The organism is Mycoplasmopsis sturni DSM 22021 (assembly GCF_000701485.1).
GTDB lineage: Bacteria > Bacillota_I > Bacilli_A > Mycoplasmatales > Metamycoplasmataceae > Mycoplasmopsis > Mycoplasmopsis sturni.
This window is the reverse complement of sequence record NZ_JNIZ01000004.1, coordinates 1-23763: the sequence shown is the minus strand read 5'-3', so window position 1 is coordinate 23763 and position 23763 is coordinate 1. Positions and strand designations below refer to the sequence as shown.

Genomic DNA, 23763 nt, shown 5'->3' with positions numbered 1-23763 from the left:
AACTATCCTTTATAAATAAGTTCATTTTTAAGAAATCTATCTTTAAATAAATAGATAAGACCTCTTGGAGAAGTTTTGCTTACATACTGTAGATATTTAAGTTCATCAGTATATGAATATACTCAACGATATTTAACTCATTTTACATCGTATTTCACTCTTGATAAGAATTGGAAATAGATAAATCCAATTGTTCCTAAAATAATAAAAACAAGAGAAACATTAGTATAAAGACCAAATGAATCTTGACGAAGTGGTTCAAGGGCTAAACGGACAGTTCCATATCAAATTAAATAAAAGGTTGCGTGTGTTCCTGGTTTAAAGATACCAAAAAGATTAAACACTCACACAATTAAAATAAATCCAAATAAGTTAGCTAGTCCTTCGTATAAGAAAAGCGGATAGCGATAAGCTCCTTCTAGATTCATGCTGTCAGTTAAGCTATCAGAAATATACATATTATCAGCAATTACTTGTCCTCAAATAATTGATGATTTTCCAGATCAATCGATTTTACCGTACAATTCATGGTTAGCAAAGTTTCCTCAACGACCAACAAATTGACCAATTAAAATCGTCGGAATAATCATACTAATTACTTTACGAAAATCAATAACATCTCTTTTTATTCATCCGTACAACATTCCGCCGATTCCAGCAAGAATAATCCCACCTTGAATTGATAGCCCTCCATCTCAAGCGGCATACCAATGGGAGTTTTTAAAGGGTTCGGCTTCATAAAGTAATGCCTCAACAACATATCCTAAACGAGCTCCGATAATGGCTAAAGGAACAACAATAATAACAAAGGTTAAGAGAATTTCTGTTTTGTAATTTTCACGATATCAGAAAAATAAAATCGTAAGAATTGAAGCAATAATTCCGAGCATAATCATAAATGAATATACCCTAAAATCAAAACCTTGAATTCCAAATAAGTTTTGAAAGATATACCTTGGTGTACCAGCAACTATTGGAGAATCCGGAACATAACTGGGAACTGGTAAATTACTCATCTTCTAATCTCCTTTTTTCAATTTCTTCAATGACACTATAACCTTCGTGCCTTGCTAAATAACTGCTTACAGCAGCTTCAATTAAAGAAGCAACTGAACCACCTTCTTTGGCAGGCACTTGGATTTTTTTTATGCTTCGCGACATAATCGGATAATTTAGAAAACTAATTCCTAAACGATCTAATTTATTTTGCTCTTCTTTTTGAACTAATTCAATAACTAATTTAATAACACAAGAGTTAGCAATTGATTTGACACCGTAAGTATACTTAACATCAATTGCACCTATTCCGCGAACTTCAAGAAAGTTTTTTGTAATATAAGGAGATGAACCAACAAATTGGTTACCTAAGTCTTTAACAAGTACAGCATCATCAGAAACGAAAATATGTCCCTTTTGCACAAGTTCTAGTGCGGCCTCGCTTTTTCCTGAACCACTTGGTCCAATAATGAGAACACCAGTTGCATTAACCATCATTAAACAACCATGAACTTGGACAGTTTCGGCAAAGAATTCATTTAAGTAAGCACCAATGGAAGCAGTTGTAAAAGCGCTTGATTGATACTCATTATATGAAACCGGAATTTTATATTTACTTGAAATGGATTTAATAATTTCAACATTTTTCTTTGACATCCCCTTTGAAAGCAAAACCAAAGGCGGACTATAAATAAAAATATTCTCTAAAGCTAAACGTGTTTCAGTTTCGCCAATTCGATCAAAATAACGGCTTTCGCTAGTGCCTCATGCAATGACGTTATGCGATAAACGTTCATGACCTTCTCGTTCAGAAAGTTCTAACCCCACTCTTTTAATTGCTGGTGAAAGAATTTGACGGTTTAAAGGTTCACAATCTTCGTTAATAATCTTTAATTCAAAATATTTAATTAAATCATAAGCAAACATCTTGTTTTTTTGCATCTTCTTAGTCCTTATAAATTATTTTTTAATTATATCAATATTTATAAGACTTAGTTAAGTACCTTACGAAGAAATTCTCCGGTATAGCTCACTTCTGATTTAGATACTTGTTCAGGTGTCCCGCTAGCAATAACTCTTCCACCTTTAATTCCACCATCTGGACCTAAATCAATAATGTGATCAGATGATTTAATAACATCTAAGTTATGTTCAATAACTACAACAGAACTTCCTGTATCTACCATTCTATTTAAAATACTAATGAGTTTTTTAACATCATGAGTATGAAGTCCCGTTGTTGGTTCATCTAAAACATAAAGCGTTTTCCCGGTTGGTTTTTTCTGTAAATAAGTTGCTAATTTAACTCTTTGGGCTTCACCACCACTTAAAGTAGTTGACATTTGACCAAGTTTAATATATCCGAGTCCTACATCTTTTAAAATACTTAGTTTTTCAATAATTTTAGGTTTTGCTTCAAAGAAAACCAATGCCTCATCAACATTCATTTCTAAAATATCAGCAATATTTTTATCGCGATATTTAATTTCTAAGGTTTCTCTGTTATATCTTTTTCCATCACAATTATCGCAAGCAACATAAACATCAGGAAGAAAATGCATCTCAATTTTGATAAAACCATCTCCTGAACATTTTTCGCATCTTCCGCCGGGAACATTAAAACTAAAACGACCTTTTGAATAACCACGCACACGAGATTCTTCTACGTTTGCATAAATATCACGAATATCATCAAAAACACCTGTATAAGTAGAAGGATTAGAACGAGGAGTTCTTCCAATAGGACTTTGAGATACAGGAATAACTTTGTCGATGTTTTCCAGTCCTTTAATTGATTTAAATTTAGCTTTTGGTTTACTTAGTGATTGTGCAATTCCGATACTACTTTGAGCTCCATTAACAAGAATTTCATTAATTAAAGTAGATTTACCTGATCCACTAACTCCGGTTACAGCTACTAATTTTCCAAGTGGGATAGTTACATTAATGTCTTTTAAATTATTTTCTTTGGCCCCGATAATTTCGATGGTTTTTCCGTTTCCGCTTCTTCGGCTAGTTGGTACTTCAATTGTTCATTCACCCGAAAGGTACTTACCTGTAATAGATTCTTCTACGTCAGTAATATCTTGTAAGGAACCTGAAGCAATAACTTTTCCGCCCTCTAGACCTGCTTTTGGACCTATATCAACAATATGATCCGCTGCAAAAATTGTATCTTCATCATGCTCAACAACAATTAGTGTGTTTCCAATTTCGACCATTTTACGTAATGTTTGGATTAATTTTTCATTATCCTTTTGGTGTAGACCAATAGAAGGCTCATCTAGAACATAAAGTACGCCAGTTAAATTCGAACCAATTTGAGTTGCTAAACGAATCCGTTGACTTTCTCCACCCGAAAGTGTTTCAGCATTACGATTTAAAGTTAAGTATTCTAAACCTACATTTTTTAAAAAAGTTAACCGGTCAATAATTTCTTTGGTGACTATGCTTGAAATTTGTTTTTCATTTTCAGTAAAATTTTGAGTAATTTTTTGGATGAAATCAAGAGAATCTTCAATTGACATTTTCGTAAATTCATAAATATTTTTGCCTGCTACACGAATGGCTAATGCATTGTTATTTAAACGAGCTCCATGACATGTTGAACAAGCAAATGATCCCATATATTTTTTCAGTCAATCACGAATCATTTCGCTAGAAGTTTCATAATATAAACGCTCAATTTTTGTTAAAATCCCTTCAATGAAGCGCTTATGTCTTCTTTTGATTCCTGATGAGGAAACCGTTTCAAATTCAACTTCTTCATGAGATCCATATTTGATTCTTTGGAGTTTCTCTTCTGGTATTTCATCAAGAGGTACATCAAGACCAATATCGTAGTGATTAAGTAAAGCCTCGAATTCTTGTCATTCTAAGTTTTGGGTATTAACTGTTTTTTCAAAATATTTAATCCCGCCTAAACCGATGCTTCTTCATTCTTCAGGAGCCACTAAATCTCAGTCAGCCTTAAACTCAACTCCTAAACCTTTACAGTTTGCACACATTCCATAAGGAGCATTAAAAGAAAATAAACGAGTCTCAATTTTTCCTATATTAAAATCCTTATAAATACATGCATGATTTTTTGAAAAAGTTTTAACTTCGCCAGTTTGAGTATTTTCAACTTTTACTAAACCATTTGCTCTTTCGGTAGCAAAATCAATTGATTGAGCAATTTGGCTTTGCTTTGATTCACTTAAAGCGACTCTTTCGATAATTAAATCAATAGTGTGTTTTTGGTTTTTATTAAGTTCTATTTTATCCTCAAGCAACATGACTTGACCATCAATATTAACTCTTAAAAATCCTTCTTGACGTAATTTTTCAAGGAGATTTTGGTGGGTTCCTTTTTCTTGGTCAACAAGTGGTGCATAAATAATAATTCTTGTTCCTTCAGGATATTTATAAATTTCTTGAAGAATATCTTTTGATGTTTGCGAGGTAATTTCAATGTTGTGGTTTGGACAAAAAGCTTTACCAATCCGTGCAAAAAGTAATCTAAAATAATCATAAATTTCAGTTACTGTACCTACTGTTGAACGCGGATTATTTGAAGTTGTTTTTTGTTCAATGGAAATTGAGGGACTAAGTCCTTCAATTGATTCCACATCAGGTTTTTTAGTTCCTCCTAAAAACATACGAGCATAGCTGCTTAAGCTATCGACATATCTTCTTCGTCCTTCTTCATAAATTGTATTAAAGGCCAATGAACTTTTCCCTGAACCACTAAGTCCTGTAAAGACAATTAATTTATTTTTTGGCAACACTAAAGAAACATTCTTAAGATTATTTTCACGTGCTCCCTTAATAACAATTTGGTCTCTTGTAGACATAATCCTCCTAAAAAGGAAGATCACACCCATTAACTGGTGCTAAAATCAAAGTTGTAGAACCAATAAGTTCTTTGGTTTTAGCATCAAAAATATCTAGTCCATCAACTAGTAAAATTAAATCTTTGGCCATTCCATCAATTCTAATAAAACCAAAAAGGTCTTTTGCAATTTGATGTAGACTTTCTTTTAATTTTAAATTTGCTAGAACTTGATCAAAGGTCTCAATATTTAATTGGTTAATTTGATCATTAGCATCTTGGATTTGCTTTCTAATTTCTTCTGAAACTTTTTCTGAGTTAGCTTTGGTCGCAACCAAATAACCTAACGCAACTACAAAATCATAGATTTTGCTAGAAAAATTGTCATTACGATCAAAATTAGAATGAGTTAAATGATAATGTAAGGTTTGATCTTCCAATGGTAATTTAGATAATATTTTTCTAAATGAGTTGTATAGTGATACAACATCAATACTTTGATACAAAATTGCATCAGTATTTTCTTTAATTTCGTTATAAGTATAATTCATAATTTTTTCTCCACTAGAATTATACTCTTAAAATATTAAAAATATGAAAAAGTTAATTTTTTCATGAAATTTTTCAAAAATTTAACTTTTTTGGTTTTGGAGCTCTAAAAGAATGTCTCTTAATTCAATTGCTCTTTCATAATCTAGTGAGCGTGCTGCTTCATCCATTTGTTTTTTTAATTCAGATAAAATTTGTTCTTTATTTTTTGGTTTTTTAATTTCTATATTATTGTGTTTTTGACTTTTATCCAATAAAACTTGAACAGCATTCATAATATCATGTCCATGAATAGGTTCTGGAATTGGCTTAATAATTGTTTTTGGAATAATTCCGTGCTTTTTGTTATAAGCAATTTGTAATGCCCGTTTTTCTTTATTATCATTAATACATTCTTGCATGCTTTTAGAAATGTGATCAGCATAAAAAATCGCTTGCCCTTTGGCGTTTCTGGCAGCTCTACCAGTAATTTGAATTAAACTCCGAGCATTTCTCATAAAACTTTCTTTATCAGCATCTAAAACAATAACTTTAGATACTTCCGGCAAGTCAATTCCTTCTCTAAGTAAATTAACTCCGACAATAACTTCATAAATACCGGCTCTTAATTTACGCAAAATTTCATTTCGAACAAAAGTATTATGTTCTGAATGAATATATGCTGATTTGACTCCACGTTCTAAGAGATAATTGTTTAATTCTTCAGACATTCTTTTAGTGACACTTAAAATAATTGTTTTTTCATTAGTTTTACGTTGTTCAATAATGGTATTATAGATATCTTCGATTTGATTATGTGTTGGCTTAATAATAATTTCAGGATCAATCAATCCGGTTGGACGAACATATAAACGTGTAACAACTCCTTCAGTTTTATCTAACTCATAATCACCAGGTGTTGCAGAGATGTAGACTTTATTAAACTTAAAAGCTGTTTCTCACTCTTCAAAACGAAGTGGACGATTTTCTAAGGAACTAGGTAATCGAAATCCATAATTGACCAACATTTCTTTTCGTGATCTATCACCTTTATACATTCCGTTGAGCTGAGGCAAGAACATATGAGATTCATCAATAAACATCAAAGCATCTTCTGGGAAATAATCCAAAATCGTATAAGGACGCTCACCAAAAGTTCTTTGGTCAAGGTACATTGAGTAATTTTCAATCCCTTTACACATCCCAAATTCCTTCATATCATCGATATCATTTTTGACTCTTTGATTTAATCTTGTTGCTTCTAAAAGTTTTCCCTGATCTTTGAAATATTTAATTTGTTGTGATAGTTCTTGCTCAATTTGAGGAATAATTTGATCATAAATTGAATTTTCAGTTGCATAAGCATTTCCAGGTGATAAGCGATACACATCTACTTTTTTAATGAGGTTTTTAGTTAAGGGATCAATTATAGCAATCTCCTCAATTTCATCACCAAAAAAAGAAATTCTAATAGCTTGATCTTCGCTATCAGCTGGTCTAATAATAACAAGATCACCTTTAACGGTAAATTCACCTGGGTTTTGATCTACATCATTACGATTGTATTTAATCTGAATTAATTGCGAAATAAAATCACGAATTGATAATTCTTGCCCAACTGAAAAAAGATAAAATGATTCTTTATACATTTGCGGATTGAGTGCCCCATAAATAGCACTAACTGAAGCCACCACAATAGTATCTTTACGAGTTAAAAGCGAATTAATCGCGCTTAAACGTAAAATTTCAATTTGTTCATTAGTTTTAGAATCTTTTTCAATATATGTATCGGTTTTGGGCATATATGCTTCTGGACGATAATAATCAAAATAAGAAATAAAGTATTCAACAGCATTGTCAGGGAAGAAACTTTTTAATTCGCTATAGAGTTGACTTGCAAGTGTTTTGTTATGAGAAAGGACAATAACTGGTTTGTCAAATTCTTTAATAACATTTGCGATTGTAAAGGTTTTTCCTGAACCTGTGACCCCTAAAAGGACTTGGTCCTTGATCCCTTCTTTAATTCCTTGCGAAATTTCAGAAATTGCTTTAGGTTGGTCTCCCTTTGGTTGATAGTCTGCTTTTAATTTAAAAATTCCCATAATTAAGGTATATTATACCTTGTTATAGAAAACAAACAAAAGTTGTTGCTCTAGCTTTAATTTAAAACTTTATAAAAAAATAAATACCTCATTACTAATAGGTATTTATTTTTGTTAATCAACGATACTTCCGGCAATTTTGTGATTCTCAAGGTCGATGGCATCAATTTTGGCTCTAATAACCATACCTGGATAATAAAGATCTACAGGATTTTGGTCTTTGTTTAATTTTAAATTTGATGTATGAATAAATAAGTTTTTCTTAACCCCAATATAAACAAAAACTCCAAAATCGGTGACGTTTTCAACCGTACCTTCAATAACCATATCTACTTTTAAGTCCTCTTCTTTGGTAATAGAATCTTTTAAAATAAACCCATCTTTGCTATTACGAATTAATTTTGTAGGTTGAGAGAAGGCATTAAGGATTAACTCAATTTCATAATGGTTAGAGTCATATTTTTGAGTAAGTTCCTCAATTTTTAATCCAGAAACATCAATTCCATTTTCATTTGGTTGAAGTTTGTAGTCCTTAATAATGCTTTTAGCTAATTTATAAGATTCTGGGTGAATAAAGGTTTTATCTAAAAACTCTTCTGAGTTGAAAATACGCAAGAATCCAACTGCTTGCTCAAAGGTTTTTGGTCCAATTCCCTTAACTTTTTTAAGTTCTTTACGATTAGTGAATTGACCTTGTTCTTCTTTATAAAGTAAGATATTTTTAGCATTAGTTTTACTTAAACCAGGAACATAAGTTAAAATTTCAACAGTGGCACTATTTAAATCTACACCAATAGAAGAAACTACTTTTTGTACCTTAAAATCAAGGTATTTTTGTAATTCTTTTTGGTTAACATCATGTTGGTATTGACCTACACCAAGTGATTTAGGATCAATTTTAACTAATTCATTAAGCGGGTCAAGATATTTCCGACCAATATTAATTGCACTACGTTGTTGTTCATCTAAATTAGGGAATTCATTTCTAGCTGATTCAGAAGCCGAGTACACACTAGCGCCAACCTCAGATACAATTGCGTATTTGACTTGTAAATTGTGCTCTTTAATTAAGTCAGCAATAAATTGTTCCGTTTCCCTTGAAGCTGTTCCATTTCCTATGACAATAATGGTAACATGATGTTTTTTAATTAAATCTAAAGTAATTTGACTTGCTCTTTCAACATTTTTAGTTGAAGTAAATTTAGCCGCAAAAGGTGGATAAATTTTAACCACTTCAGCTAATAAGTTTCCTTTATCATCCAAAGTAGCTAACTTACACCCATTAGCAAAAGCCGGATCAATGGCAATAATATTATGTCCGGTAATTGCTGGACCATTAAGAATTTTTTCAACTAAATTTGAAAATAACTCAATAGATTTGCTTTCAGCTTCAGCAAAAAGATCCCCAAAAATTTCCCTTTCAATACTTGGTAAAATTAAACGATTAAGTGCATCTTCAACAGCTGGTAAAAGATTTGCTTGATTAAGTTTTTTTCGATCATATTTATAAAGAATTTTATTAATTAAAAATTCAACCTTATATTCAAAGCTTATCTTTAAAATCTTTTGTTCAACTCCACGATTAATTGCCATTACGTTATGGTTTTTAATGTACTTAATTGGAACCTTGTAATTGTAATAATTTTTAAATGTTTGATTTTCATCGATTGCTTTAGGATTAACTTTAGTTAGTATTGCCCCAAATTTTAAAATTTCTTCTTTAAGAATATTTCTTAGCTCTAGATCTTGTGAAAAAATTTGAGCAATAATATAATTTGCATTTTCTATTGCAAATTCAACACTGCTAATCTTGTCATTTAAATATTTTTTAGCTTCATGCTCAATGTCAAATTGTGGTTTTTTGTTATTCAAAATTGCAAGCGCTAAGGGCTCTAAACCAAGAGCAATAGCTTCTGAAGCTTTAGTAATTTTACCTTCTTTATAAGGTTGATAAATAGCTTCAACTTCACTTTTAGTGGTAGCTTGCATAATATTTTGTTTAATCGTTTCTGTTAAAAGATTTTTTTCTTTTAAAAATTCAATAATTTTTTCTTTTCTTTTTTGAAGTTCGTTTTGGTACTTAAAAAGATCTTCAATTTTATAAATTTGTTCATCAACTAAGCCGCCAGTAACATCTTTACGATAACGCGAAATAAATGGTACCGTATCCCCATTTTCAAGCATATCTAAAATGGTATGCACTTGTTGTTCGGTTACATTTAATTCTTTGGATACTTGTTGAATTGCTAAGTTATTTCTTTGCATGTTGTCCTTTTCTATTTATGATTTTTTCGAATTTCTTTTTTTCAGATTTACTTTTGGCACTTAAAGCTCTTAGTAAAGAAATAATGCTTTCTTTTCTAAATTGTGGTGGTTGTTGTCTTGAAAACTCATGTAGCATGGAAATTTCTTTTTCTAGCTTATTAACATTAGTTAAAATAACGTGACTATCTAAATTACTAATTTGGATATTTAAATCATCTGGAAAAACAACCAAAGAAGCAATAGGAATTTTTTTGCCCAATGTTTTTCAAATATGAAGAATGTGCTTCTCGTTTTGTAGAATCGGATTTTTAAAGCTTGTTTTTTTGTTATTAAGTGATGAAAGTGTTAAATATTCTTGTGCAGAATCTCCTTGCAAGGTGCCATGAAAAGCCTTGGATTCAACAACAACAATTAAGGAATTACTAATTAAGATTCCATCTACTTCATACATTTTAGAATCATATGAAAATAAAGTAGAACGGATAAAGTCAAAATCAGTTTTTTTTAGGATTTCTTCTAAATAATCAGAAACCTCATTTTCAAAACGTAGACCTTCTGGTTGACTTTGGCTTTTCTTTTTCTTTTTATATGCGAAAAATCAACTTAAAAGAGCAACTATAAAGATAAGAATAATTAAAACAACACTTATAATGACATAAGTATTTGAATTTGACAAAGTGATATTTTCAGATTGGTTAAGCTCTTGAAATTGATGTATTAAATGCATGTGCACCCCTATTTTTTATTATACAAAAAGTTAACGAAAGATTTTTCGTTAACTCACTTGATCGTTATCTTGAATAAGATTTTCTTCTGCATTATTTTTGTAAGTAATACATTTAGTACAAATAGGTCCTAAAAAGACATTAAACAACCCTTGTAAGAATACATACACAAAAGGGGTAATAGCTGATGAAAGTCAAATTGCTACCGTAGCTATCGAAGATCCATTAGCAGAAAAAATAAAGTAGGTTGTTCCTTTTAAGGCATCAGAAGTTATTTTATTATCAATTCAATAACTTAAATATAGCACATTTTGCGTTGTTGAAATAATTGGATTAATTGTTAAAGGAACATTTAAAGATCTAGTTGAAACCGATGATAATCAATATCCTGTAATAGTTGCAAAAATAATTAAGAAATTTCGATATTTTTCTGAGCTTCTTGAATAAAAATACCCAAATAAAATGACTAGAAAAATTAAAATTTCTACAAAAATAACAACGAGAATACCAATTGTAGCATTCATATTTTCTGAGTCAATAGGATTGCCAATAAAAGTATTGGAAATTGGAAAAACATCAATTGGAAAATTATAAGGAGTTAATGCACTATCACGTGAAATCCCTTTGCTTATACCAAATAAAAAGGCAACCGCTAAAAGAGAACCTGCTGCTTGTGCAAAAATCTTATACGAAGTATACCATCCGTTATTTTGTCCTTTTAAATACCTCGTTAAAGACACAATTGGATTAAGATCACAACTTCAACGACTAAAAACTAAGATTGCAATTCCTACAACACAAAAACCAACAAAAAGCCCACTTAATACTGGATTGAGAAAAACCTTATATTCTAGTGATTGATGGTTTATATTAAGTGATAAAAAAACTACTCCAAGCGAAATAAAGCAACTTCCTAAAAATTCACTAAATCCATTGATAATTCAAGTATAAATATCAATTGGTTTAAGAGCTTGCGAGCGTTTTTCTTTAGTTAAATTAAAATAACTAAAAAGGCTTTTAAAGTTACTTCAAAAGCCTTTTTGTAAATGTTTATCCATTCTTGATTCTTCCATCGTCCATTAATCTTAATGCACGTTCGAAATTACCTTGTTCTGCTAGATCTGCATTTTCTAATGTTGTTTTAGCAATTTGAGTAAGAGCTAAATCAGTTAAGAATGCTTGGTGCGAAGTAATTAAAACATTATCCATTTCAATAAGTTCTTTTCATTGTGGATCCATTTGTTCAAATTCTGATTTTTGTGCAGAAATATCTTCGTAGAATCTTCCTTCTTCTCTTTCAAGAACATCAGTTCCAAGACCACGAATAATTCCACTTTTAAGCCCTTCAAGCATTGCTGTAATATCCATTAATTCACCTCTTGAAGTATTGATAATAACCACACCTGGTTTCATAATTTTAACAGCTTCAGCATCTAAAATATATTTTGTTGAAGGTAATAATGGAGCATGTAATGAGATAAAATCACTTTCTTTAAGTAAAGTGCTAAGTGAGACAAATTCAAAACCAAATTTTTCAGCTAAGTCAGGGAAGTTTTCTTGAGCAAATGCATCAAAAACAATAACTCTTGCCCCCATTCCTTTAGCTGCTTTAATGAAAGTTTGCCCTATTTTACCTGAACCAATAACACCAATGGTTGATGAATTAATGCAACGTCCATCAAGTCCATTTAATGAGAAGTTGTAGTTTCTTACACGATCATTAGCCACTACTATATTTCTGTTAAGTGTCATTAAAAGTGTCATAGCAAATTCACCAACACTTTCAGCTGAATAGTTAAAAATTCTAAATACTTCAATTCCTAATTCATTTGCTTTAGCAATATCAACTTTATTATATCCCATTGAACGTTGTAATCAGAATTTAACACCTAATTGTTTTAAAACTTCTAAAATCACTTTATCAGCATATGTATTAACAAAACCACAAACAGCGTCAAATCCCTTTGCATATTTAACTGTTTCTAAGTTCAAGTTTTCTTTAAAGTAGACAATCTCGTGTCTTCCGTTATTATATTTATCAAAATATTTTTTATCATAATCTTTAGCGTCAAAAAATGCAATTTTCATAAAATATCTCCTATTTAATATAGTTGTTTTAATTATATAAAAATTTAAAAATTTTTATTGCTTATTTGAAACATAGAAAAAGGAATATGAGATCTTTACCATAAAAAACTTTGTCTTTTTATGAAAAAAAATTAAGACAATAATGGAGGTCTAATGAATAAAATTTTACTTTACCTAATCCACAAGTTCCAAGCAAATACCTTTTTAATTTATCAACAAATGCGTAAAACTGACCAATTAGATTCAAAGGATATTAACTATATTGCTGAGATTTATAAAAACTCAAAGATTGAATTTATCGATATTTATAATTCTAATTATCCCATTCGCTTGCTTAAAGAAGATTATCCTCCCTTTGGATTTTTTGCAAAAGGAAACTTAGAATTGCTTGATTCTAAGTACGATAAAATTTACTTAATTCATGAAAAAGAAGATCCTATTATCGAAGAATATATTCACAATAATTTACCAATTATTGCAAAAAATTCAGTCTTAGTAACTAATCAATTTGCCAGCGAAAAGAAAATTATTAAAGAGTTTCAAAAATTAGGAGGGAAAATTGTTTATATTCTTAAATCTGGTTTAGATAATGTTACTAACGATATTGATTCTAATGAATTATACTTATCTTTATATCCACTATTTACGCACCCAAAACGCCAATACTTTAAAGAATCTAACATGTTTGCCGCTGCCCTTTGTGATCAAGTATTAATCTTTTCTACTATCGCACAAACTAAAGCCGATCATCTCATTAGCTGCTTTTTAGCACAAGGCATAGATATTAATTGTTTTCCAGGAACTAAATTAGAAGATTATAATAACACTTTAATTCAAAATGGAGCAAACTTAGTAACTAAAGTAGATGCATCCAGATTATAAAAAATGCTCCTTAAAGGAGCATTTTTTTAGTTTTGTCTTTCTGGGTAAACTGAAACAAATTTTCTGTTTCTTCTGCTTTCGTATTTTACATAACCATCGATTTTGGTAAATAATGTATCATCACCACCACGACCAACATTTACACCTGGGAAAATTTTTGTTCCTCTTTGACGGTAAATAATTGATCCTGCTGTTGCAAATTGTCCATCACCTAACTTAGCACCTAAACGTTTACTATGACTATCACGGCCGTTCTTAGTAGAACCACCAGCTTTTGTTTTTGCCATTTTCTAAGTACCTATTATCCTTGAATTGATGTAATTCTTACACGTGTATAAGGTTGACGGTGTCCAAGTTTTCTTTTGTGAGTAGATTTTGCATTGTGACGGTATACAACGATTTTTTTTGCTTTACCTTGTTTTTCGATAATTCCTGATACGACAGCTTTTTCCACGTAAGGTTGACCAATTTTAGTATCAACAAGTAAAACTTTATCAAATTTTACTTCTGAACCTTCTGCACCTTCAAGTTTTTCAACGAAGATAACTGATCCTTCTTCTACACGGATTTGTTTACCACCTGTTTCGATAATTGCTAACATAATTGCAATACCTCCATAGTGGGCTCGTCTTTGAGGTAGCATAAAAGCTTTGAAAAAACCTCTTCAGAACGGTTACTTGAAGTAACAATATCATTATACAAAAACCTTTAATTTTTCAAAATTAAAAACTAATATATTTGTTTAAATTAGGGCTTGATTTGGCAGTTTCTTTTTTGCTATTATCCCACTTAAAAGTGTTAATTTTATCTTTAATTTCACCATTATCAGTTAAAGAAGTTTTAATTAATCCTACTACCGAGGCAATAGCATTAACAATAGTTGGAATTGCCGTTATCAAAGCTACTAATGCAAAGCCGGGTTGAATATGTTTTAATTCTTGCTCATCAACTCTTTTAAGGTCTTGTAACTTCATAAATACCTCCTTCCGTATAAGTCTTAATTTTTTAATAACAAAATGACAAAAAAAGAAGCTTTCGCTTCTAATCATCAACAAATTTGGTATCAAATTTTCCGATAATATTATAAACCGGGTTAATACTAATTCAAATATTAGGTTGAATTAGTTTAAGATCATAAATAATATTTTTAGTTTCAAAAAGTAAGACAACTGTTTCAATTTTGTAACTTTCTTTACCGGTAAATCCAGATGTAAATTTAATAATTTGGTAAGCATGTCAATAGTTAATTAATTTAAAGTAAGCTACAACTTGGTTAATATCACTTGAAACAATAGTTAGTTTTACTTTTTTGTATTTTGGATAAATTAAGTTAATAACCGTTGAACTAATCAAAATATAACAAAATGTCGAAAGCTCTCTAACACCAAAAATTATTCGCGTTTCTTTTCAATCTGGAGAGTAATTTGGTTTAACAAAACCTCAAATAATAAGAAAAATAATTGATGAAGTAAATGAAAAAATACTTCAGACTTTTCCAATTGATTTTTTACTTTTAGTAATAAAGTAATATGCAATAATGTCAGTTCCACCGGTTGAACCCCCGGCTTTTCAAGTAATAGCAATAGATGTACCTATAACAAATGATCCAATAAAAGAATTAATCAAAAAAGATCAACTATTACCAGTTGAGTATCATTTAAATTTCATTAAACTTACTCATTCATGATTAGTTAAGTTATTTAAAACTTTTTTAAGTCTTAAACTTTCTATTTGATTTTGTGCACTAATTAAGGAATTATTGATTGAACCAATCCCTTCTGGTGCAGCTACAAAAGTTTGATATTGAACAAAATGATTAAGTTCTTCTGAATTTAAGTTAGTAAGAATTTGTATCAAACCATTTGGTTCATTTTGATATTGTTTTAATAATTCTTGTAAATGCTCTACGCTTTGAGATTGGTTATTACTAATTTGATGTTGAACAAAATTTTGCAAATCATTTAAAGTTAAATAATTAGCCAAAATTTTTAGATCATTAGTGGTTTGTGCTGTACCTAAAAGATTTTTGATATGCTCAACATTTTCCCCGTTAGTTATTTCGCTTTGATATCTAATAAAGCTTTGCAAATCATTAAGAGTTAACTCATCAGTAGTAAAGGCAATGCTTTTCATTAAAAATAATGAGATTTTTTCATCGGTAAAAATAAAGTTTGCGCTAATTTGGACCACCATAAAAAATAGTGTCAAAATCAAAAAACTTCACTTAATCTTTCCTCAAAAAATTAAAAACAAAGGCAAATTAATTCCAATATAAATTAGAGCAAAATACTTTTGCACTATTGGAAAAAAGATCTGCAATAAAGTTGGAATTCCACTAAAACCAGATGGAACCGTATCACCACGGACAACAAAAATTTGGATTCCAAAGTTAAAAATAAAAGCGGCTAAAATAATCATTAAAAGCCGATACCAATAACGTTTGAAAAGAATTTTAAAATTAAATTGAGTATTAGCAGTATTACTCAAATACTGACCCATCTTATAATTTAAAATATTCATCTCCTGGGCTACTCTAGAATATTCAAGTTGATTTGAAGCATCTAGATGAGGAGTTTTTCGATAAAAACTTAAAAACCTAAAAAGATTTTTAATTTGTTGTTTGTACTCTTTTTGTGATGTTTCACATGCTTGTTGGCAATTTTCAGGACCTTGATTCTGAACCACTTCTTGTGGATCATCAACAGCGGGCGTATTACTATTTTCTTTACTCATAATCACCTTTAAAATAATCAAAATGTAAACAAAAAAATTATACTTTAAAGTCAAGAAAAAAATAAGAGTTTCACCTCTTATTTTTTTCTTCTGTTGATATTTTTCATTCTTCGTGATTTAAGGATTTTTTGTGTTCTTCTTTTATTATTAAAATGAACTTTTGATACTAAATCTAGAACTTTTTCTTGAGCTTTTAATTGCGAAATAATTTTGGTTTCTTCTATTTGCTCTTGCTTTTCTTGCTTATTTTCTTCTCTTCAATCTCTAACAATAATAACGACTGAGGAAATAACCGAAAGAATAATTCCAAGAAAAATAGTTAAATCAGCAACATTAAAAGTAGAACCGCCTAATTTAGTATCAGGTTGCTTAGCTGTTGATGGATTAATTACATATAAAATATCTTTAACATGACCATTAAACAAAAAGCGATCTAAAGCATTTCCTAAATCTCCTGCCCCCAAAAGAGCCACAAAAACAATTAAAAAGCGATTTCGTTTTTGTGTATAAAGAGGAATAACTAAAGTAATGATAAAAATGATAATACTAATTAATTGGATAACTCAGCTTGGAACTGAATCAGGCAAAAAAGTTACTCCACCATGTCATATACTTCTAATTCCTAAAAATGGCAAGAAGTTTTGGTATGAATAAGGATTGATTTGCTCAGCTAAAAGCATTTCTTCTTTTCCATCAGGATTGATAATGGTTACTTGTAAACGACCATCTGTACCTATAATTCCTTGGTGAATATCTCCATGCACAAATAAAGTCGCTTTAGTAATTTGATCTAGTGCAAGAAAAATTCCAAAGATAAGAAAAAAGATAACATAGTTTCAAATAATTGTTTTTTTGTTAGTTTTAATATGTTTAATGAAGCTGTGAAGAAAATTTTGGTCACGAATCGCTTGGTGTTTGAAGTGGGTTTTGATTTTCGCGATCATTAGTTATTGTCCTTAAAATGGGATACGATATTGTTGCAATTAATACATAAATCACCTTGCATCTGTTCTGGATAAAAGTGATTTCAACATCTTAAACACTTTTGTGAATCAAATTTAGTTACTTGTGTGTGATCACCAAATTCCACATCACCAACTTGTAAAAGCATTTTTAAATCAAGTGATTGAAGAAATTCTGATGAAGTATTTAAAGTAAGTTTTAATTCATTACTACGTTTTACTTCTTGCGATTTAATTGCTTGCTCAATTAAAATATTAACCTGATCTTTTAATTTGAAGAATTCTTCAAATTGATTAATTAAATCATAATTAACCTCAACTGGTTCTTTATAAAGTTCTTCAAGAAAAATTGATTCATATTTATTGTCTTTGTTAATAAATGAATAAGCTTCCTCAGCAGTGGTAGGTAGCACCGGAGCAAGTGATTTAACTAAGAAATTCACAATGTGGTGTAAGTTATAAAGTACCATTAAACGTTCAGGATGATTAACCTCTTGAACATAAAGTAAATCTTTGATAATTGAAAGATAAAAAGCAGAAAGCTCAACAACATAATTATTAATAATTTTAACTACATTAATAAATTTGAATTCATTATAAGCTTCTAAAACTTTATTTTGGGTTTCTTTTAATTGTTCAAAGATATAAGCATGAATTCCGGTAAGCTTAGTTTCTTGGTAGTGATATTGGCTTAAATTAGCTAAAAGGAAACGAATAGTATTTCTTAATTTACGGTAAATTTCGGTATTTTGATTTAAGATATCTTGCGAAATAGTTACATCATTTGAATATTCACTATTAGCTGCTCAAAGACGTAAGATATCAGCACCTTGTTTTTGGACTACTTCAAGCGGCGAAATTACATTTCCTTTAGATTTAGACATTTTATCACCCTTAGCATCTAAAACAAAACCATGAGAAATTAAGTTTTTATATGGTGTTTTGCCATTTCAAGCAACTGCATTGATAATTGATGAATTAAATCATCCACGATATTGGTCTGAACCTTCTAGGTAAACATCATAAGGAGCTTCTACGCCAGGAATTTTCACTGCCATTGATGAAACCCCAGAATCAAATCACACGTCCATAATATCCATTTCCCGTGTAAATCCTTTGCCACGGTATTGTTCAGGAAGTAATTGATCAGTTTCTCACTCAAATCAAACATCACTTCCGTGTTGTTCTACTAAATCAATTACATAATTAAAAATAGCCTCATCAATAACAGGATTTTTATCTTGATCATAAAAAATAGTAATTGGTACACCTCAACTTCTTTGACGTGAAATAGTTCAATCAAAACGATTTTCAATCATTAATCTAAGACGTTTAAGACCTCAAGCAGGATATGAATGAATATGGTTATCAATTTGATTTAAAATAACTGGTTTGATTTTATCAATTGAAACAAATCACTGTGGAGTACCACGATAAATAATTGGTTTGTGAGTTCTTCAATCATGAGGATATGAGTGCTTAATACGTTTAAATGCCAGCATTTTATCACCTAAAAATTGTGAAACAGCTTTATTGGCATCTTCGTAAAATAACCCATCAAAGTCAGTGTTAGTATTTTCGATGATTCCTTCATCAGAAACGTGCATAATCATTTCTAAATTATGTTTTTTTCCAATTTGGTAGTCATCCTCTCCAAATAAAGGAGCCATGTGAACTAATCCGGTTCCTGATTCAACCGTTACATGGTGTCCGGCAACTACTGGCGCTTCAAATTTCATAATTGGAGTTAAATAAGTAACCTTTGCAATATCTTTTCCTAAAAATGAAGAAATAACTACAGGATTTTCTCAATTTAATTTAGCTGATACATCTTCAAAGAGAGCTGAAGCTAAAATATAATGATGTCCATTAATTGCCACTTTAAGGTATTCGATATTTTCACCATAAGCCACTCCAGCGTTGGCAAGCAATGTTCAAGGTGTTGTTGTTCAAATAATTAACTCATCACCAACATTAATATGTTTATCTTCTGAGGCAACAACCTCTAAAGAAACATAAATTGAAGGCGAAACAACATCTTGATACTCAACTTCTGCTTCTGCTAAAGCACTCTTAGATGAAGGAGATCAATAAACTGGTTTAAGACCTTTATAAATTAAACCTTCAAGAACCATCTTTTTAAACAATTTAAGTTGTCTTGCTTCGTATTTTTTATCTAATGTAATATAAATGTTTTTTAAATCAGTAAGTAGCTGTAATTGTGAAAATTGTTCTTTTTGTTTAGCTACTTGCTCAAGAGCATATTTAGTAGCTTGTTTTCTTAATTCTACTTTAGAAATTTGCTCTTGCTTTAAATTACTTTCAGTAAGCATTTTATGTTCAATTGGTAATCCGTGTGTATCTCAACCAGCTACAAATGGAGAGTAGTATCCTTGCATGCTTTTAAAACGTACAATAATATCTTTAAGAATTTTATTTAAAGCATGTCCTAAATGTAAATCTCCATTAGCATATGGAGGACCATCGTGTACAACAAATGGAGTATTATTTTGGTTTCTTTTAAGTAATTTATTATAAATATCTAAATCTAATCATTGTTGGCGATACTTAGGTTCTTTGGTAGTTAAATTAGCGCGCATATCAAAATCAGTTTGCGACATATTTAAAGTTTTTTTATAATCTTGCATAATAACTCCTAATTATATTTTAATAAAGCTTCTTTGATTTCAAGTTTGCTATTTGAATGAATATAATGTTCGTGATTAGGTTTAATAGGTTTAAAATGTGTGTATGTAAAGGTTTTAGAAATAGTAATATTTTCTGGTAGATTACTCAAACGTCAAAGAGTTGTAATTTCAGCACTATTTGAATTAATTTCTTGTCTAACATTAATAATCTCACTACTTAAAACTTGACCATTGTCAAGTTGCACGGATTGGGCCACAATATACCCTGCAGCATCCAGTGCCTCAGCGGTATAATTTTCGCGACGCGGCTCTAATTTACTTACCGAAATATCCGGAAAATAAATTATAGGTTTAATTTGCTCATAAGGCATTTCATTAATAGAACTTAAAATTTCTTCTTCATATTTAAATTTAGAAGTAGTGCATGAAGCCATCAGTACACTAATACTTGGAACCGATAAAAAGGTAATTAATTTAAATACTTTTTGCCACTTCATAGCACTCCTTTATAATATTTTTATATTATACTAAAAAAGAAAAAAATACTCTATTTTACCGACTATAAATAGCAAATAAAATAGAGTATTTTTTGGTGGCCTCGGCAGGAATCGAACCAGCGACACACAGAGCTTCAATCTGTTGCTCTACCAACTGAGCTACAAGGCCTTAATGGCGGTCCAGACGGGGATCGAACCCGCGTTCTCCTCCGTGACAGGGAGGCGTATTAACCACTTTACCACTGGACCAATTTGGTTGCGGAGACAGGACTTGAACCTGTGACCTTCGGGTTATGAGCCCGACGAGCTGCCAACTGCTCCACTCCGCTATATTAATTAAATTTTTAATTTAGAGTGTTGGCGGGTGATGAGGGATTCGAACCCCCGCGGGCCGTGAAGCCCCTGCTAGTTTTCAAGACTAGTCCCTTCAGCCAGACTTGGGTAATCACCCTTTTGGTGGACCCAACAGGACTCGAACCTGTAACCGACCGGTTATGAGCCGGTTGCTCTAACCATTGAGCTATGGGTCCTCTTCCTATTGTTTCTTTTTTTGGTAGCACCGATGAGAGTCGAACTCATGACCTTCCGGGTATGAACCGGATGCTCTAACCAACTGAGCTACAGTGCCATAATATGGTGGAGAGTATGGGATTCGAACCCACCACCTCCTGCGTGCAAGGCAGGCGCTCTAGCCAAATGAGCTAACCCCCCATAAAATGGTGAAGAAGACAGGATTTGAACCTGCGACCACTACGTCCCAAACGTAGCGCTCTGCCAAGCTGAGCTACTTCTCCAAGATGTTCTTTAAATTGGTCAATTAGGAACATACTTATTATACATCAATTTTATTTTTTTTAAAACAAAAATTTATATTTTTTAGTGATTACTTTTTCAGCTTGCCGTATTATTATAACATAAAACTAGAATTAATGATTAATTAAATATTTTTTTATTAAAAATTCAACAATTAACTTTAATAAATGATTAAAAGATCCTCTACTTTTTATTTTCAAAAGATTAAAAATAAATTTTCTAAAATAAAAGAATAAATTTTAACACTAAAATAATAAATTCTAACTTTTCTCTAGAAATTGATTTTTGTTTAGAACTTTTTTCTGGATAACTCAAAATCAAATTTTCTCTTGATTGAATCAAATAAAAATAATTAATGATTCAAACTTGATGTCTAAAATTAATAATAGCATCTGAATATTTTATATATAAAATAATTTCATTCTAAACATGCTTGATAACAATTTAATATTAGTTAATCAATTTTGAAAATAAAATGTGTATTATTACGTTCTGAAATTTAAAAACTATACAAAAAATAAAAAATAATCAGTTTTAATTAAAAAGGTAAGTGACTCAATTTAATGTAAGTTTTTTAAAAAATTTACTTTTGAATAAATTATTAATTTTACTGGTAATAATGTCCTTAAATTTGCAAATTTGAGCCTACTAAATTAGTTTTCGATGAGTAATTATCATTTAAAACTTTTGTAATTAACTATATTTTGTTTTTTTAAATAAAAGAAGCAAAAATAAACTCTATATTCAAAAATATCTTTTAAATTCATTTAAATCAATTTCAAAATATTCTTTAGAAAAAATTTTTAGAATTATTTAATTGGATAATCCAATTTGAATATTTTATTATCTGGTCATTGAGCCTTCTCTGAGTAACTATTAAAATTAAAATCTAATACTTACCCTTGAATGTTTAAGTTTTACAAAATTAAACTTAATTTTTTAATTTGCAAATTAATCCAGAATCATTATTCAATCTAAAAAAGCATAAAAAAATGTGCTTGCGCACATAATGCACTTTGAAAACTGAATAGTAATGATGAAAATAATTCATTAAAATGTCTAAATACATCTTAACTTTTAAACCTATCAATTTATTAGTAATGGTCAGCTGAATGTATTACTACACTTACACTTCCATCCTATCAACCTCGTAGTCTACAAGGAATTTCAAGGGAATACTTATCTTTGAGGAGGCTTCCCACTTAGATGCTTTCAGCGGTTATCCTTTCCGTACTTAGCTACCCTGCTATGCTTCTGGCGAAACAACAGGAACACCAGCGGTACGTCCACTCCGGTCCTCTCGTACTAAGAGCAGCTCTCATCAATATTCCAACGCCCACATCAGATAGGGACCGAACTGTCTCACGACGTTCTGAACCCAGCTCGCGTACCGCTTTAATTGGCGAACAGCCAAACCCTTGGAACCGACTCCAGCTCCAGGATGCGATGAGCCGACATCGAGGTGCCAAACCTTGCCGTCGATGTGATCTCTTGGGCAAGATAAGCCTGTTATCCCCAGGGTAACTTTTATCCGTTGAGCGACTGCCGTTCCATGACGTACAGCCGGATCACTAAGTCCTGCTTTCGCACCTGCTCGACTTGTAGGTCTCGCAGTCAAGCACACTTCTACCTTTGCGCTCTACATACGGTTTCTGACCGTATTGAGTGTACCTTTGAACGCCTCCGTTACCTTTTAGGAGGCGACCGCCCCAGTCAAACTACCCACCACGCACTGTCCCCCTACCGGATAACGGTAGCAGGTTAGAAACTCAACATACCAAGGGTGGTATTTCAAGGACGACTCCTTTAAGGCTAGCGCCTTAAGATCATAGTCTCCCACCTATCCTACACATGTTAGGCCAAGTTCCAATACGAAGTTGTAGTAAAGCTCCATGGGGTCTTTTCGTCTTGATGCGGGTACCCAGCGTTTTCACTGGGACCATAATTTCACCGAGTCTAGTGTTGAGACAGTTGAGAGATCATTGCGCCTTTCGTGCAGGTCAGTATTTAGCCGACAAGGAATTTCGCTACCTTAGGACCGTTATAGTTACGGCCGCCGTTCACCCGGGCTTCACTTCAATGCTTCGCATAAGCTAACACATCTGCTTAACCTTCGGGCACTGGGCAGGCTTCACCCCCTATACTTCATCTTACGATTTAGCAGAGAGCTGTGTTTTTGATAAACAGTTGCCCCTCACAATTTACTGTGGCCATCAAGATGGCACCCCTTCTCGCGAACTTACGGGGTTAATTTGCAGAGTTCCTTAACACTAGTTTTCTCGCTCGCCTTAGAATACTCATCTTGGGAACGTGTGTCCGTTCTCGGTACAGGTATCTATGAGTTTAACGTTTAGAAGCTTTTCTTGGAAGCATGAAATCACACAATTCAGCATGCGCCTATGCATCACTTATCCCGGTTATAGAACACGCATTTAACTATGTTCACCAGTTTAAGCTTACCCCCAAATCCAATAATGGGTAGTGCTATCCTTCTCCGTCACTCCATCACAGTCATAGATAGTACGGGAATATTAACCCGTTGTCCATCGGATACGCTTTTCAGCCTCTCCTTAGGTCCTGACTAACCCTGGGTGGACGAACCTTGCCCAGGAAACCTTTCCCAATAGGCGTCGTGGATTCTCACCACGAATCGTTACTCATACCGGCATTCTCACTTCTAAGCGCTCCACCAGTCCTCACGGTCTGACTT

General features: G+C 31.5%; 17 protein-coding genes, 8 tRNA genes and 1 rRNA gene. 1 reads left to right on the top strand and 25 read right to left on the bottom strand.

Annotated features, from left to right (window positions below; translation table 4 throughout):
• Positions 1-2: 2 nt before the first annotated feature.
• From lgt to Q349_RS01485, 9 genes are all read right to left on the bottom strand, one after another.
• Complete coding sequence (gene lgt / locus Q349_RS01525; RefSeq protein WP_036464266.1) at positions 3-1016, bottom strand: prolipoprotein diacylglyceryl transferase; 1014 nt, start codon at positions 1014-1016, stop codon at positions 3-5.
• A complete protein-coding gene (gene hprK / locus Q349_RS01520) occupies positions 1009-1938 on the bottom strand; it encodes an HPr(Ser) kinase/phosphatase (RefSeq protein ID WP_036464265.1) in 930 nt (309 codons plus the stop codon). Before hprK ends, lgt begins: the two co-directional genes overlap by 8 nt.
• A gap of 50 nt (positions 1939-1988) precedes the next feature.
• Positions 1989-4832: an excinuclease ABC subunit UvrA gene (gene uvrA / locus Q349_RS01515; protein ID WP_036464264.1), complete on the bottom strand. Its 2844-nt coding sequence runs from the start codon at positions 4830-4832 to the stop codon at positions 1989-1991.
• A gap of 7 nt (positions 4833-4839) precedes the next feature.
• On the bottom strand, positions 4840-5361 hold the full coding sequence (locus tag Q349_RS01510; RefSeq protein WP_036464262.1) for a hypothetical protein: 522 nt from the start codon (positions 5359-5361) through the stop codon (positions 4840-4842).
• Between the two features lie 81 nt (positions 5362-5442).
• Positions 5443-7440, bottom strand: coding sequence for an excinuclease ABC subunit UvrB (gene uvrB / locus Q349_RS01505; RefSeq protein WP_036464260.1), 1998 nt, complete (start codon positions 7438-7440; stop codon positions 5443-5445).
• A gap of 114 nt (positions 7441-7554) precedes the next feature.
• Positions 7555-9705: a Tex-like N-terminal domain-containing protein gene (locus Q349_RS01500; protein WP_036464258.1), complete on the bottom strand. Its 2151-nt coding sequence runs from the start codon at positions 9703-9705 to the stop codon at positions 7555-7557.
• Complete coding sequence (locus tag Q349_RS01495) at positions 9692-10432, bottom strand: nuclease-related domain-containing protein (RefSeq protein ID WP_036464257.1); 741 nt, start codon at positions 10430-10432, stop codon at positions 9692-9694. Before Q349_RS01495 ends, Q349_RS01500 begins: the two co-directional genes overlap by 14 nt.
• Before the next feature lie 48 nt (positions 10433-10480).
• Positions 10481-11488: a hypothetical protein gene (locus Q349_RS01490; RefSeq protein WP_169734565.1), complete on the bottom strand. Its 1008-nt coding sequence runs from the start codon at positions 11486-11488 to the stop codon at positions 10481-10483.
• Positions 11481-12518, bottom strand: a complete 1038-nt coding sequence (locus Q349_RS01485; RefSeq protein ID WP_036464252.1) for a 2-hydroxyacid dehydrogenase — start codon at positions 12516-12518, stop codon at positions 11481-11483. Before Q349_RS01485 ends, Q349_RS01490 begins: the two co-directional genes overlap by 8 nt.
• Before the next feature lie 153 nt (positions 12519-12671).
• Here Q349_RS01485 and Q349_RS01480 point away from each other — a divergent pair, with 153 nt between their 5' ends.
• The gene (locus Q349_RS01480) at positions 12672-13400 is read left to right on the top strand and encodes a DNA-processing protein DprA (RefSeq protein WP_036464249.1); all 729 of its coding nucleotides are present in this window, start codon (positions 12672-12674) and stop codon (positions 13398-13400) included.
• 26 nt (positions 13401-13426) lie between these two features.
• Here the strand turns inward: Q349_RS01480 and rpmA are convergent, their stop codons facing one another.
• The 16 genes from rpmA to Q349_RS01395 all read right to left on the bottom strand — a co-directional run.
• Positions 13427-13687, bottom strand: coding sequence for a 50S ribosomal protein L27 (gene rpmA / locus Q349_RS01475; RefSeq protein WP_036464246.1), 261 nt, complete (start codon positions 13685-13687; stop codon positions 13427-13429).
• A 14-nt stretch (positions 13688-13701) separates the two neighbouring features.
• Positions 13702-14001: a 50S ribosomal protein L21 gene (gene rplU / locus Q349_RS01470; protein ID WP_036464243.1), complete on the bottom strand. Its 300-nt coding sequence runs from the start codon at positions 13999-14001 to the stop codon at positions 13702-13704.
• A 121-nt stretch (positions 14002-14122) separates the two neighbouring features.
• Positions 14123-14374 (bottom strand): hypothetical protein, encoded by a 252-nt coding sequence (locus tag Q349_RS01465; RefSeq protein ID WP_051616738.1) that lies wholly within the window; start codon positions 14372-14374, stop codon positions 14123-14125.
• Between the two features lie 67 nt (positions 14375-14441).
• Positions 14442-16133 (bottom strand): YitT family protein, encoded by a 1692-nt coding sequence (locus Q349_RS03280; protein ID WP_051616737.1) that lies wholly within the window; start codon positions 16131-16133, stop codon positions 14442-14444.
• Positions 16134-16210: 77 nt separating this feature from the next.
• Entirely contained in the window at positions 16211-17077 is an 867-nt protein-coding gene (locus Q349_RS01450) for a signal peptidase II (protein ID WP_051616735.1), read from the bottom strand.
• Positions 17077-19743 carry an isoleucine--tRNA ligase gene (gene ileS / locus Q349_RS01445; protein ID WP_036464240.1) on the bottom strand — a complete coding sequence of 889 codons (2667 nt, stop codon included), beginning with the start codon at positions 19741-19743 and terminating at the stop codon, positions 17077-17079. Before ileS ends, Q349_RS01450 begins: the two co-directional genes overlap by 1 nt.
• Before the next feature lie 8 nt (positions 19744-19751).
• Entirely contained in the window at positions 19752-20240 is a 489-nt protein-coding gene (locus Q349_RS01440) for a hypothetical protein (protein WP_036464238.1), read from the bottom strand.
• A gap of 93 nt (positions 20241-20333) precedes the next feature.
• Positions 20334-20409: transfer RNA gene (locus Q349_RS01435), tRNA-Phe, on the bottom strand.
• Between the two features lie 4 nt (positions 20410-20413).
• A tRNA-Asp gene (locus Q349_RS01430) sits at positions 20414-20489 on the bottom strand.
• Positions 20490-20493: 4 nt separating this feature from the next.
• Positions 20494-20569 (bottom strand) — tRNA-Met (locus tag Q349_RS01425).
• A gap of 29 nt (positions 20570-20598) precedes the next feature.
• Positions 20599-20691, bottom strand: a tRNA-Ser gene (locus Q349_RS01420).
• 3 nt (positions 20692-20694) lie between these two features.
• Positions 20695-20770: transfer RNA gene (locus tag Q349_RS01415), tRNA-Ile, on the bottom strand.
• A 21-nt stretch (positions 20771-20791) separates the two neighbouring features.
• Positions 20792-20868, bottom strand: a tRNA-Met gene (locus Q349_RS01410).
• 6 nt (positions 20869-20874) lie between these two features.
• A tRNA-Ala gene (locus Q349_RS01405) sits at positions 20875-20951 on the bottom strand.
• Between the two features lie 6 nt (positions 20952-20957).
• Positions 20958-21034, bottom strand: a tRNA-Pro gene (locus Q349_RS01400).
• Positions 21035-22126: 1092 nt separating this feature from the next.
• A 23S ribosomal RNA gene (locus Q349_RS01395) occupies positions 22127-23763 on the bottom strand; the annotation flags it as partial.